Source organism: Pseudomonas sp. PD9R (genome assembly GCF_019200975.1).
Classification (GTDB): Bacteria; Pseudomonadota; Gammaproteobacteria; order Pseudomonadales; family Pseudomonadaceae; genus Aquipseudomonas.
This window is the reverse complement of sequence record NZ_JAHTMR010000011.1, coordinates 154,860-167,376: the sequence shown is the minus strand read 5'-3', so window position 1 is coordinate 167,376 and position 12,517 is coordinate 154,860. Positions and strand designations below refer to the sequence as shown.

The 12,517-nt window shown below is 56.8% G+C and carries 13 protein-coding genes; all 13 read left to right on the top strand.

The window, feature by feature from the left end; all coding sequences use genetic code 11:
- The first annotated feature begins 3 nt into the window (after nt 1–3).
- The 13 genes from KUF73_RS20985 to glmS all read left to right on the top strand — a co-directional run bounded on the left by KUF73_RS20985 (nt 4) and on the right by glmS (nt 12,428).
- Entirely contained in the window at nt 4–876 is an 873-nt protein-coding gene (locus KUF73_RS20985) for a ParB/RepB/Spo0J family partition protein (protein WP_218439941.1), read from the top strand.
- A 147-nt stretch (nt 877–1,023) separates the two neighbouring features.
- Nucleotides 1,024–1,431: a F0F1 ATP synthase subunit I gene (locus KUF73_RS20980; RefSeq protein WP_218439940.1), complete on the top strand. Its 408-nt coding sequence runs from the start codon at nt 1,024–1,026 to the stop codon at nt 1,429–1,431.
- Between the two features lie 16 nt (nt 1,432–1,447).
- A complete protein-coding gene (atpB, locus tag KUF73_RS20975; protein WP_218439939.1) occupies nt 1,448–2,317 on the top strand; it encodes a F0F1 ATP synthase subunit A in 870 nt (289 codons plus the stop codon).
- A 133-nt stretch (nt 2,318–2,450) separates the two neighbouring features.
- The gene (atpE, locus tag KUF73_RS20970) at nt 2,451–2,708 is read left to right on the top strand and encodes a F0F1 ATP synthase subunit C (RefSeq protein ID WP_003097235.1); all 258 of its coding nucleotides are present in this window, start codon (nt 2,451–2,453) and stop codon (nt 2,706–2,708) included.
- Nucleotides 2,709–2,766: 58 nt separating this feature from the next.
- Nucleotides 2,767–3,237 (top strand): F0F1 ATP synthase subunit B, encoded by a 471-nt coding sequence (locus KUF73_RS20965; protein WP_060540276.1) that lies wholly within the window; start codon nt 2,767–2,769, stop codon nt 3,235–3,237.
- A 12-nt stretch (nt 3,238–3,249) separates the two neighbouring features.
- Nucleotides 3,250–3,786, top strand: coding sequence for a F0F1 ATP synthase subunit delta (locus KUF73_RS20960; protein WP_218439938.1), 537 nt, complete (start codon nt 3,250–3,252; stop codon nt 3,784–3,786).
- A 21-nt stretch (nt 3,787–3,807) separates the two neighbouring features.
- Entirely contained in the window at nt 3,808–5,352 is a 1,545-nt protein-coding gene (gene atpA, locus KUF73_RS20955; RefSeq protein ID WP_218439937.1) for a F0F1 ATP synthase subunit alpha, read from the top strand.
- Between the two features lie 50 nt (nt 5,353–5,402).
- Nucleotides 5,403–6,263 carry a F0F1 ATP synthase subunit gamma gene (gene atpG, locus KUF73_RS20950; protein ID WP_008045673.1) on the top strand — a complete coding sequence of 287 codons (861 nt, stop codon included), beginning with the start codon at nt 5,403–5,405 and terminating at the stop codon, nt 6,261–6,263.
- 27 nt (nt 6,264–6,290) lie between these two features.
- Complete coding sequence (gene atpD / locus KUF73_RS20945; protein ID WP_008084423.1) at nt 6,291–7,670, top strand: F0F1 ATP synthase subunit beta; 1,380 nt, start codon at nt 6,291–6,293, stop codon at nt 7,668–7,670.
- A 45-nt stretch (nt 7,671–7,715) separates the two neighbouring features.
- The gene (locus KUF73_RS20940) at nt 7,716–8,141 is read left to right on the top strand and encodes a F0F1 ATP synthase subunit epsilon (RefSeq protein WP_007969909.1); all 426 of its coding nucleotides are present in this window, start codon (nt 7,716–7,718) and stop codon (nt 8,139–8,141) included.
- A 114-nt stretch (nt 8,142–8,255) separates the two neighbouring features.
- Nucleotides 8,256–9,623, top strand: a complete 1,368-nt coding sequence (gene glmU / locus KUF73_RS20935) for a bifunctional UDP-N-acetylglucosamine diphosphorylase/glucosamine-1-phosphate N-acetyltransferase GlmU (RefSeq protein ID WP_218439936.1) — start codon at nt 8,256–8,258, stop codon at nt 9,621–9,623.
- Between the two features lie 194 nt (nt 9,624–9,817).
- Nucleotides 9,818–10,594 (top strand): DeoR/GlpR family DNA-binding transcription regulator, encoded by a 777-nt coding sequence (locus KUF73_RS20930; RefSeq protein ID WP_218439935.1) that lies wholly within the window; start codon nt 9,818–9,820, stop codon nt 10,592–10,594.
- 1 nt (nt 10,595) lies between these two features.
- Nucleotides 10,596–12,428, top strand: a complete 1,833-nt coding sequence (gene glmS, locus KUF73_RS20925) for a glutamine--fructose-6-phosphate transaminase (isomerizing) (protein WP_218439934.1) — start codon at nt 10,596–10,598, stop codon at nt 12,426–12,428.
- Nucleotides 12,429–12,517 lie beyond the last annotated feature (89 nt).

Genomic DNA, 12,517 nt, shown 5'->3' with positions numbered 1-12,517 from the left:
CCCATGGCCGTCAAGAAACGAGGTCTCGGACGTGGACTGGATGCACTGCTGAGTGGTCCGACTGTCAGCTCGCTGGAAGAACAAGCGGCGCAGGCCGATCAGCGTGAGCTTCAGCACTTGCCGCTGGATTTACTCCAGCGCGGCAAGTACCAGCCTCGCCGCGATATGGATCCTCAGGCACTCGAAGAGCTGGCACAGTCGATCAGAGCCCAAGGGGTGATGCAGCCGATTGTGGTTCGCCCAATCGGCAGCGGCCGGTTCGAAATCATCGCCGGTGAACGCCGCTGGCGCGCCAGTCAGCAGGCCGGGCAGGAAACCATTCCTGCAATGGTTCGCGATGTACCGGATGAAACGGCGATCGCAATCGCGCTGATCGAAAACATTCAGCGCGAAGACCTCAATCCGATCGAAGAAGCGGTAGCCCTTCAGCGTCTTCAGCAGGAATTCCAGCTGACCCAGCAACAAGTGGCTGAAGCTGTGGGTAAATCCCGGGTGACCGTGGCCAACCTGCTGCGCCTGATTTCGTTGCCGGAAGTCATCAAGACCATGCTGTCCCACGGCGACCTGGAAATGGGTCATGCCCGAGCGTTGCTCGGTTTGCCGGATAATCAACAGGTTGAAGGGGCGCGACATGTTGTCGCACGCGGGCTGACAGTGCGCCAAACTGAGGCACTGGTTCGCCAGTGGTTGAGTGGCAAACCGGAGCCTGTGGAAGCACCAAAACCGGACCCGGATATCGCCCGGTTGGAACAGCGTCTGGCCGAGCGCCTAGGCTCTGCGGTGCAGATTCGCCACGGTAAGAAGGGTAAAGGGCAGTTGGTGATTGGCTACAACTCTCTGGATGAGCTACAAGGTGTACTCGCTCATATCCGTTGAAACATTTCCTCATGTAGCGCGCAGTCGGAAATCACTACCTGATAGTTGAATAGGGGCTGAACCGCCCCTATACTCTGCGCGCATTTTGTCGGCACAAATTATGCCAAGTTGTTGAATTTCGGCAGCCGACCATTGGAGAGCAATTTGATGGAAACCCGCACGCCAAACCGCTTGCCGTTCCATCGTCTGGCAGTTTTTCCGGTGTTGATGGCTCAATTTGTCGTGTTGCTGATTGCCGCTTTGGCGCTCTGGCAACGATACGGAGTCGTTGCCGGGTACTCAGGACTTTGCGGAGGCCTGATAGCCTTGCTTCCCAATGTTTATTTCGCTCACAGGGCATTTCGGTTTTCCGGCGCCCGAGCAGCTCAAGCCATCGTCCGGTCTTTTTATGCTGGCGAGGCGGGCAAACTGATTTTGACGGCACTGCTCTTTGCATTGACGTTTGCAGGTGTAAAGCCATTGGCGCCGCTAGCTGTATTCGGCGTCTTCGTGTTGACCCAACTGGTCAGCTGGTTTTCGCCCCTGCTGATGAGAACAAGACTTTCGAGACCTTAGGGCGTTTGAGGCAACCATGGCAGAAACAACCGCTTCGGGCTATATCCAGCACCACTTGCAGAACCTGACCTTCGGGCATCTTCCTAACGGCGGATGGGGCTTTGCGCACACCGCAGCAGAAGCCAAAGAAATGGGCTTCTGGGCTTTCCACGTCGATACCCTCGGCTGGTCGGTCGCATTGGGTCTGATCTTCGTTCTGCTTTTCCGCATGGCGGCGAAGAAGGCGACTTCCGGTCAGCCAGGTGCTTTGCAGAACTTCGTTGAAGTTTTGGTCGAATTCGTCGATGGCAGCGTGAAAGACAGCTTCCATGGCCGTAGCCCGGTGATTGCACCGCTGGCACTGACCATCTTCGTCTGGGTGTTTCTGATGAACGCCGTCGACCTGGTACCGGTCGATTGGATTCCTCAACTGGCCATCCTGATCTCCGGCGACCACCACATCCCGTTCCGCGCCGTGTCGACTACCGACCCGAACGCGACGCTGGGCATGGCGCTCTCGGTTTTCGCACTGATCATTTTCTACAGCATCAAGGTCAAGGGCATCGGCGGCTTCATCGGCGAACTGACCCTGCACCCGTTCGGCAGCAAGAACATCTTCGTTCAGGCCCTGCTGATCCCGGTGAACTTCCTGCTGGAATTCGTCACCCTGATCGCCAAGCCGATCTCCCTGGCTCTGCGTCTGTTCGGCAACATGTATGCCGGCGAGCTGGTGTTCATTCTGATCGCCGTGATGTTCGGCAGCGGTCTGCTCTGGCTTAGTGGCCTGGGCGTAGTTCTGCAGTGGGCGTGGGCTGTGTTCCACATCCTGATCATCACGCTGCAGGCGTTCATCTTCATGATGCTGACCATCGTTTACCTGTCGATGGCGCACGAAGAAAACCATTAAGACCAGTCTCGACTAGTCTGATGTCCTTCCCGGTCAAACGGGAAGGGGCTCCTTACGGGGCATCTGAAACGATTTGTTTTACCGCTTTAATCTAAAAAACCTAAACCATACGACGTAAAAGTCGGGAGGAAAGATGGAAACTGTAGTTGGTCTAACCGCTATCGCTGTTGCACTGTTGATCGGCCTGGGCGCACTGGGTACCGCAATTGGTTTCGGCCTGCTGGGCGGCAAGTTCCTGGAAGGCGCAGCGCGTCAGCCAGAAATGGTTCCAATGCTGCAAGTTAAAATGTTCATCGTTGCCGGTCTGCTCGACGCCGTAACCATGATCGGTGTTGGTATCGCTCTGTTCTTCACCTTTGCGAACCCGTTCGTTGGTCAGATCGCTGGCTAATTACTCGGATCTTCCGGGTAATTGGATGTGATGGACAACGAAACTGCGAGGTGTTGGCGTGAACATTAATGCGACCCTGATTGGCCAGTCCGTTGCGTTCCTGATTTTTGTACTGTTCTGCATGAAGTTCGTATGGCCTCCGGTCATCGCGGCTCTGCACGAACGTCAAAAGAAGATCGCGGATGGACTGGACGCTGCCAGCCGAGCAGCTCGCGACCTGGAGTTGGCCCAAGAGAAAGCGGGTCAACAACTGCGCGAAGCGAAAGCTCAGGCAGCTGAAATCATCGAGCAAGCCAAGAAACGCGGTAACCAGATCGTTGAAGAGGCTGTTGAAAAAGCCCGTATCGACGCTGACCGTGTGAAGGTTCAGGCTCAGGCCGAGATCGAACAGGAACTGAATAGCGTCAAAGACGCGCTGCGCGCCCAAGTGGGTAGCCTGGCCGTTGGCGGTGCTGCGAAGATCCTGGGTGCCACAATCGATCAAAACGCGCACGCAGAGCTGGTTAACCAACTGGCTGCTGAAATCTAAGCGAGGGCGATCATGGCAGAACTGACCACGTTGGCCCGACCTTACGCTAAGGCGGCCTTCGAGCACGCTCAGGCCCACCAGCAACTGGCCAATTGGTCAGCCATGCTCGGCCTGGCTGCAGCGGTGTCGCAAGACGGCACCATGCAGCGCGTGCTCAAGGCCCCGCGACTGACGAGCGCAGAAAAGGCCGCCACGTTTATTGACGTGTGCGGCGACAAGTTTGATGTGAAGGCACAGAACTTCATCAATGTCGTTGCCGAAAACGACCGTCTCCCGCTGTTGCCGGAGATCGCCGCTCTGTTCGACCTGTACAAGGCCGAGCAAGAGAAGTCGGTAGACGTTGAAGTGACCAGTGCTTTTGCATTGAACCAAGAACAGCAAGACAAACTCGCCAAGGTTCTCAGTGCACGACTCAACCGGGAAGTGCGCCTGCAAGTCGAGGAAGACAAATCCCTTATTGGGGGCGTTGTCATCCGCGCCGGCGACCTGGTTATCGATGGCTCGATTCGCGGCAAAATCGCGAAACTTGCCGAAGCATTGAAATCTTGAGTTTGAAGGGGCAGCAGAGCAATGCAGCAACTCAATCCTTCCGAAATAAGTGAAATTATCAAGGGCCGCATCGACAAGCTCGATGTGACCTCCCAAGCCCGTAACGAAGGCACTGTCGTCAGCGTATCTGACGGCATCGTGCGGATTCACGGTCTGGCCGACGTAATGTACGGCGAAATGATCGAGTTTCCGGGCGGCGTCTACGGTATGGCCCTCAACCTGGAGCAAGACTCCGTAGGTGCCGTTGTATTGGGCGCTTACCAGTCTCTGGCTGAAGGCATGAGCGCCAAGTGCACTGGCCGCATCCTCGAAGTTCCGGTTGGTAAGGAACTGCTGGGTCGCGTTGTCGACGCACTGGGTAACCCAGTTGACGGCAAAGGTCCGCTGAACAACACCGAGACCGACGCGGTCGAGAAAGTTGCTCCAGGCGTGATCTGGCGTAAGTCGGTAGACCAGCCTGTACAGACTGGCTACAAGGCTGTCGATGCCATGATCCCTGTCGGCCGTGGTCAGCGTGAGCTGATCATCGGTGACCGTCAGATCGGTAAAACCGCTCTGGCGATCGACGCGATCATCAACCAGAAAGACAGCGGCATTTTCTGCGTATACGTAGCAATCGGTCAGAAACAATCGACCATTGCCAACGTTGTTCGCAAGCTGGAAGAAAACGGCGCCCTGGCTAACACGATCATCGTGGCTGCCAGTGCTTCGGAATCTCCTGCGCTGCAATTCCTGGCACCGTACTCCGGTTGCACCATGGGCGAATACTTCCGCGACCGCGGTGAAGACGCGCTGATCGTTTATGACGATCTGTCCAAGCAAGCAGTGGCTTACCGCCAGATTTCCCTGCTGCTGCGCCGTCCACCAGGCCGTGAAGCTTACCCAGGCGACGTGTTCTATCTCCACTCCCGTCTGCTGGAGCGCGCATCCCGCGTTTCGGAAGAATACGTAGAGAAGTTCACCAACGGCGCAGTGACCGGCAAAACCGGTTCCCTGACCGCACTGCCGATCATCGAAACCCAGGCTGGCGACGTTTCCGCGTTCGTTCCGACCAACGTGATTTCCATCACCGACGGTCAGATCTTCCTGGAATCGGCCATGTTCAACTCCGGGATCCGTCCTGCTGTGAACGCCGGTGTTTCGGTATCCCGTGTGGGTGGTGCCGCTCAGACCAAGATCATCAAGAAGCTCTCCGGTGGTATCCGTACCGCTCTGGCTCAGTACCGTGAATTGGCCGCATTCGCCCAGTTCGCTTCTGACCTGGACGAAGCGACCCGTAAGCAACTTGAGCATGGTCAGCGCGTTACCGAGCTGATGAAGCAGAAGCAATACGCTCCAATGTCGATCGCTGACATGGCGCTGTCGCTGTATGCCGCTGAGCGTGGGTTCCTGACTGATGTTGAAATCGCCAAGATCGGCAGCTTCGAACAAGCGCTGATCTCTTACTTCAACCGCGATCACGCCGAATTGATGGCGAAGATCAACGTGAAGGGTGACTTCAATGACGATATCGACGCAGGCATGAAAGCCGGCATCGAGAAGTTCAAGGCCACCCAAACCTGGTAAGCCGCAGCGGGAGCCGCAAGGCTCCCGCTTGCTAACCTGATAGGTGTTACATGGCAGGCGCAAAAGAGATTCGCAGTAAGATTGCGAGCATCAAAAGCACGCAAAAAATTACCAGCGCCATGGAAAAAGTGGCGGTCAGCAAAATGCGCAAGGCACAAATGCGCATGGCTGCTAGCCGCCCTTATGCGGAGCGCATCCGCCAGGTTATTGGGCATCTGGCCAACGCCAACCCGGAATACCGCCACCCGTTCATGATCGACCGCGAAATCAAGCGTGTTGGTTACGTCGTAGTGAGCAGTGACCGTGGTTTGTGCGGTGGCTTGAACACCAACCTGTTCAAGGCCCTGGTCAAGGACATGGCGGTAAACCGCGAAAACGGCGTCGAGATTGATCTGTGTGTAGTCGGTAGCAAGGGTGCGGCCTTTTTCCGTAACTTCGGCGGCAACGTCGTAGCAGCTATCAGCCACCTGGGTGAAGAGCCGTCGATCAATGACTTGATCGGCAGCGTCAAGGTGATGCTGGATGCCTACCTGGACGGCCGTATTGACCGCCTGTCCGTGGTGTCCAACAAGTTCATCAACACCATGACGCAACAGCCTACCGTGGAGCAGTTGATTCCACTGGTGGCAACCCCGGATCAAGACCTCAAGCACCACTGGGACTATCTCTACGAACCGGATGCCAAAGAGCTGCTTGACGGCTTGATGGTCCGCTACGTTGAGTCGCAGGTCTACCAGGCGGTGGTCGAGAACAACGCGGCTGAACAAGCTGCGCGGATGATCGCGATGAAGAACGCTACCGACAACGCCGGTGATTTGATCAGCGATTTGCAGCTGGTCTACAACAAGGCGCGTCAGGCTGCGATCACCCAAGAGATCTCGGAAATCGTCGGCGGCGCTGCCGCGGTTTAACGGTTCAAATATTCAGAGGATCCAGCTATGAGTAGCGGACGTATCGTTCAAATCATCGGCGCCGTTATCGACGTGGAATTTCCACGCGACAGCGTACCGAGCATCTACAACGCTTTGAAAGTAATCAGCGATGCCGGCACCACTCTGGAAGTTCAGCAGCAGCTGGGCGACGGCGTGGTTCGTACCATTGCGATGGGTTCCACCGAGGGCTTGAAGCGCGGTCTGGAAGTTACCGACTCTGGCGCAGCCATCTCCGTACCGGTCGGTAAAGCGACGCTGGGCCGGATCATGGACGTCCTGGGTAACCCAATCGACGAAGCTGGCCCGATCGACACTGAAGAACGTTGGGGCATTCACCGTCCAGCGCCTTCGTTCGCTGAACAAGCAGGCGGCAACGACCTGCTGGAAACCGGCATCAAGGTTATCGACCTGGTTTGCCCGTTTGCCAAAGGCGGTAAAGTCGGTCTGTTCGGTGGTGCCGGTGTAGGCAAAACCGTAAACATGATGGAACTGATCCGTAACATCGCCATCGAGCACAGCGGTTATTCCGTGTTCGCCGGTGTGGGTGAGCGTACTCGTGAGGGTAACGACTTCTACCACGAGATGAAGGATTCCAACGTTCTGGACAAAGTGGCACTGGTTTACGGTCAGATGAACGAGCCGCCGGGTAACCGTCTGCGCGTAGCGCTGACCGGCCTGACCATGGCCGAGAAGTTCCGTGACGAAGGTAACGACGTTCTGCTGTTCGTCGACAACATCTATCGTTACACCCTGGCCGGTACTGAAGTATCCGCACTGCTGGGCCGTATGCCTTCCGCAGTAGGTTACCAGCCGACCCTGGCTGAAGAGATGGGCGTTCTGCAAGAACGTATCACTTCGACCAAGGAAGGTTCGATCACTTCGATCCAAGCGGTATACGTACCTGCGGATGACTTGACCGACCCATCGCCAGCGACCACTTTCGCCCACTTGGACGCCACCGTCGTTCTGTCCCGTGACATCGCTTCCCTGGGTATCTACCCAGCGGTCGATCCACTCGACTCGACTTCGCGCCAGCTGGACCCGAACGTAATCGGCCAGGACCACTACGACACCGCTCGCGGCGTTCAGTACGTTCTGCAGCGTTACAAAGAATTGAAGGACATCATTGCGATCCTGGGTATGGACGAGCTGTCGGAAGCTGACAAGCAGTTGGTAAACCGTGCTCGTAAGATCCAGCGTTTCTTGTCGCAGCCGTTCTTCGTGGCTGAAGTCTTCACCGGTGCTTCGGGTAAATACGTTTCCCTGAAAGACACCATTGCTGGCTTCAAAGGCATCCTCAACGGTGACTACGACCACCTGCCAGAACAAGCGTTCTACATGGTTGGCGGCATCGAAGAAGCGATCGAGAAAGCCAAGAAACTGTAATCCCGGCGCCCGGCAACGGGCGCTAATTTAGGTTGAGGCAATCAGATGGCTATGACAGTCCATTGCGATATCGTCAGTGCGGAAGGGGAAATCTTTTCCGGTCTGGTCGAGATGGTGATTGCGCACGGTGCACTGGGTGATCTTGGTATCGCTCTGGGTCACGCGCCGCTGATCACTAATCTGAAGCCAGGTCCGATCCGCCTGGTCAAGCAGGGCGGGGAAGAGGAGGTGTATTACATCTCCGGTGGTTTCCTCGAGGTTCAGCCGAACATGGTCAAGGTTCTTGCCGACACCGTGCAACGTGCTGCCGACCTGGATGAAGCCTCTGCTCAGGAAGCCGTTAAGGCTGCCGAGAAGGCCTTGCACGAACGTGGCGCCGAATTCGATTACGGTTCCGCTGCCGCACGTCTGGCCGAGGCCGCAGCTCAGCTGCGCACCGTCCAGCAGATCCGCAAGAAGTTCGGCCACTAAGGCGAAGCTTGTTGTGTGATTGATTAAAAAGGGTAGCCTCGGCTACCCTTTTTTCTTTTCCGTCGTTCATAACTTTGGTCACAGCCGCTGACCACCCAGGATTGGTAGCCAGTCATGTCTCTTGAAATCGTTATTCTCGCTGCTGGCCAAGGCACGCGTATGCGTTCGGCCTTGCCGAAAGTCTTGCACCCGATTGCCGGCAACTCGATGCTTGGCCATGTTATCCACAGCGCCCGACAACTTGATCCACAGCGCATCCACGTAGTGATCGGCCATGGTGCCGAAGCGGTACGTGAGCGTCTGGCCGCTGACGATCTGAATTTCGTCCTTCAGGACAAACAACTGGGCACCGGTCATGCCGTGGCCCAGGCTGTTCCTTTCATCAAGTCCGACACGGTGCTGATTCTTTACGGTGACGTGCCGTTGATTGAAGTGGAAACCCTGCAACGCCTGCTCAAGAAGGTGGCGGCGAAGCAGTTGGGCTTGCTCACTGTCGAACTCGACGACCCCACCGGTTACGGTCGAATTGTGCGTGACGCGGCTGGCAACGTTACCGCCATCGTCGAGCAGAAAGACGCCAACGAAGCCGAGCGCGCAATCACTGAAGGCAACACCGGTATTCTCGCACTGCCGTTCGAAAGCCTTGGTGGCTGGATGAGCCGACTCTCCAACAACAATGCACAGGGCGAGTATTACCTGACCGACGTGATTGCCATGGCAGTCAGCGACGGTCTGGTGGTGGCCACCGAGCAACCTCACGACGCCATGGAAGTGCAGGGCGCCAACGACCGCAAGCAGCTTTCCGAGCTTGAGCGTCACTATCAGCTGCGCGCGGGTCGTCGTTTGATGGCTCAGGGCGTGACCCTCCGTGACCCGGCCCGTTTCGATGTACGCGGTGAAGTCACCGTCGGTCGTGACGTGCTGATCGATATCAACGTGATCCTCGAAGGCAAAGTCGTCATTGAGGACGACGTGGTGATCGGCCCGAACTGCGTGATCAAGGACAGCACCTTGCGCAAAGGTGTAGTGATCAAGGCCAACAGCCATATCGACGGGGCGATTCTCGGTGAAGGCAGCGATGCCGGTCCGTTCGCGCGGTTGCGTCCAGGCACGGTGCTGGAAGCCCGGGCGCATGTGGGTAACTTTGTTGAACTGAAAAATGCTCATTTGGGCGAAGGCGCCAAGGCGGGTCATCTGACTTATCTGGGCGATGCCGAAGTGGGCGCGCGTACCAACATCGGTGCCGGCACCATCACCTGCAACTACGACGGCGCCAACAAGTGGAAAACCGTGCTAGGTGAAGATGTGTTCATCGGCTCCAACAACTCGTTGGTAGCACCTGTGGATATCTTCGACGGCGCAACCACCGCGGCCGGTTCGACAATCACGTCTACTGTGGACAAATCACAGTTAGCAGTCGGCCGGGCTCGGCAGAAGAATATCGATGGCTGGAAGCGGCCAGAGAAAATCAAAAAACCATAAGTTATCCACAATCCCTGTTAGGAGCTGGCGCAGACTGCGATCTCTTGATCTTGAAGAATCAAAGTCAAAAGATCGAAGCCTGCGTCTGCTCCTACAGGGTTATCCACAGATCTTTTTAACTCCCACGCTTGACGAAGTTTCGCCGATAGGTTTTGATTGCTTCCGCTATCTTTCGAATCGAAACTTACCAAGCCATGTCGAAGCGCAACACTCCACAACGTCGTCACAATATCCTCGCCTTGCTCACTGAGCAGGGCGAAGTCAGTGTGGATGAACTGGCCAAGCGCTTCGAAACGTCCGAAGTTACGATTCGCAAGGATCTGGCGGCACTGGAAAGTAATGGTCTGCTGCTGCGTCGTTATGGCGGCGCAATCACCATGCCTCAGGAACTGGTAGCCGATCTCGGCCAACCGGTGTCCAAATACAAGCAGGCCATCGCCCGCGCTGCAGTGACGCGAATCCGCGAACATGCGCGCATCATCATCGACAGTGGTAGCACCACCGCTTCGATGATTCCCGAGCTCGGTCAACAGCCGGGCCTGGTAGTGATGACCAATTCCCTGCATGTCGCCAACGCTTTGAGCGAACTTGAACATGAACCGGTGCTGTTAATGACAGGCGGTACGTGGGACCCGCACTCCGAGTCCTTCCAGGGGCAGGTAGCAGAGCAGGTACTGCGCTCCTACGACTTTGATCAATTGTTTATCGGTGCCGATGGCATTGATCTGGTTCGCGGTACGACCACCTTCAACGAACTGCTGGGGCTAAGCCGAGTCATGGCCGAAGTCGCCCGCGAAGTAGTAGTCATGGTTGAGGCCGACAAGATCGGTCGCAAGATCCCCAACCTGGAGCTGCCCTGGAGCAGCGTCCATACCCTTATTACCGATGATCGCCTGCCGCTTGAGGCACGGGATCAGATTCAGGCCCGCGGCATCACGTTGATTTGCGCGGCTATCAGTCAGGAGAAATAGCATGTGTGGCATTGTCGGCGCAGTAGCAGAACGTAACATCACCGCCATCCTGGTCGAGGGCCTCAAGCGTTTGGAATACCGTGGGTATGACAGCGCTGGCGTGGCGGTCTATACCAATGACGAAAAACTTGAGCGCATGCGTCGCCCGGGGAAAGTCAGTGAGCTGGAACTGGCGTTGGTCGAAGCGCCGCTGGTCGGTCGTCTGGGTATCGCCCACACCCGTTGGGCGACCCACGGTGCGCCGTGCGAGCGCAATGCACACCCGCATTTTTCCGGTGATCTGGCGGTGGTGCACAACGGCATTATCGAAAACCACGAAGCCCTGCGCGAACAGCTCAAGGCGCTGGGTTATGTGTTCACTTCGGACACGGACACTGAAGTTATCGCGCACTTGTTGAACCATAAGCTCAAGGATATGCGCGACCTGACCGTAGCCCTCAAGGCGACAGTCAAAGAACTGCATGGCGCCTACGGCTTGGCGGTCATCAGTGGTCAGCAGCCGGATCGCCTGGTAGCGGCCCGTAGTGGCAGCCCGCTGGTGATCGGTCTGGGGCTGGGTGAAAACTTCCTTGCGTCCGACCAGTTGGCCCTGCGTCAGGTCACCGACCGCTTCATGTACCTCGAAGAAGGCGATATCGCCGAAATTCGTCGCGACAGCGTGCAGATCTGGGATGTTGACGGCAAGGCTGTCGAGCGTGAAGCCGTGCAGTACCGCGACGGCGCCGAAGCCGCTGACAAAGGCGAATTCCGCCATTTCATGCTCAAGGAAATCCACGAGCAACCTGCTGTGGTGCAACGCACCCTCGAAGGTCGCCTGAGCCCTAACGGTGTTTTGGTACAGGCTTTCGGTCCACAAGCCGCCGAACTGTTCGCCAAAGTGCGCAATGTACAGATCGTTGCTTGCGGTACCAGTTATCACGCCGGCATGGTTGCGCGCTACTGGCTCGAAGAGCTGGCCGGTATTCCTTGCCAGGTCGAAGTCGCCAGCGAGTTCCGCTACCGCAAGGTAGTCGTGCAGCCTGATACCTTGTTCGTGACCATCTCCCAGTCTGGCGAAACCGCGGACACCCTGGCTGCGCTGCGTAACGCCAAGGAACTGGGCTTCCTCGCCAGCCTGGCGATTTGCAACGTTGGCATCAGTTCCCTGGTACGTGAATCCGATCTGACACTGCTGACCCAGGCCGGTCGTGAAATCGGCGTGGCTTCGACCAAAGCCTTTACCACGCAATTGGTCGGCCTGCTGTTACTGACCCTGTCCCTCGGTCAGGTTCGCGGTTCGTTGGCCAAAGGCGTTGAAGCCACATTGGTTGAAGAGTTGCGTCGCCTGCCGACCCGACTGGGCGAGGCACTGGCCATGGACAGCACCGTGGAAAAAATCGCCGAGCTGTTCGCCGAGAAAAATCACACGCTGTTCCTCGGTCGTGGCGCGCAGTTCCCAGTGGCGATGGAAGGGGCGCTCAAGCTCAAGGAAATCTCCTACATCCACGCCGAAGCTTATCCGGCTGGCGAGCTGAAACACGGTCCGTTGGCGCTTGTGGATAACGATATGCCGGTGGTTACCGTAGCGCCGAACAACGAGCTGCTGGAGAAGCTGAAGTCCAACCTTCAGGAAGTCCGCGCCCGGGGTGGTGAGCTGATCGTTTTCGCCGACGAGAAGGCCGGCATGACCAATGGTGAAGGCACTCACGTTGTTCAGATGCCGCACATCCACGACATTCTTTCGCCGATTCTCTACACGATTCCGTTGCAACTGCTGTCGTACTACGTAGCCGTGCTCAAGGGCACGGACGTTGACCAGCCGCGTAACCTGGCTAAATCGGTGACTGTGGAATAAGTTATCCACAGATAGCGCAATAGCTAAAAGATCGCAGCCTTCGGCAGCTCCTACAGAGGATCGACGTACACGTGTAGGAGCTGCTGCAG

What these genes read in the sequence shown, in the direction of transcription:
- KUF73_RS20980 (WP_218439940.1), top strand. Translation starts at nt 1,024, where the DNA reads ATGGAAACCCGCACGCCAAACCGCTTGCCGTTCCATCGTCTGGCAGTT.
- KUF73_RS20930 (WP_218439935.1), top strand. Translation starts at nt 9,818, where the DNA reads ATGTCGAAGCGCAACACTCCACAACGTCGTCACAATATCCTCGCCTTG.
- glmS (WP_218439934.1), top strand. Translation starts at nt 10,596, where the DNA reads ATGTGTGGCATTGTCGGCGCAGTAGCAGAACGTAACATCACCGCCATC.
- glmU (WP_218439936.1), top strand. Translation starts at nt 8,256, where the DNA reads ATGTCTCTTGAAATCGTTATTCTCGCTGCTGGCCAAGGCACGCGTATG.
- atpE (WP_003097235.1), top strand. Translation starts at nt 2,451, where the DNA reads ATGGAAACTGTAGTTGGTCTAACCGCTATCGCTGTTGCACTGTTGATC.
- KUF73_RS20985 (WP_218439941.1), top strand. Translation starts at nt 4, where the DNA reads ATGGCCGTCAAGAAACGAGGTCTCGGACGTGGACTGGATGCACTGCTG.
- atpB (WP_218439939.1), top strand. Translation starts at nt 1,448, where the DNA reads ATGGCAGAAACAACCGCTTCGGGCTATATCCAGCACCACTTGCAGAAC.
- atpG (WP_008045673.1), top strand. Translation starts at nt 5,403, where the DNA reads ATGGCAGGCGCAAAAGAGATTCGCAGTAAGATTGCGAGCATCAAAAGC.
- KUF73_RS20940 (WP_007969909.1), top strand. Translation starts at nt 7,716, where the DNA reads ATGGCTATGACAGTCCATTGCGATATCGTCAGTGCGGAAGGGGAAATC.
- atpA (WP_218439937.1), top strand. Translation starts at nt 3,808, where the DNA reads ATGCAGCAACTCAATCCTTCCGAAATAAGTGAAATTATCAAGGGCCGC.
- atpD (WP_008084423.1), top strand. Translation starts at nt 6,291, where the DNA reads ATGAGTAGCGGACGTATCGTTCAAATCATCGGCGCCGTTATCGACGTG.
- KUF73_RS20960 (WP_218439938.1), top strand. Translation starts at nt 3,250, where the DNA reads ATGGCAGAACTGACCACGTTGGCCCGACCTTACGCTAAGGCGGCCTTC.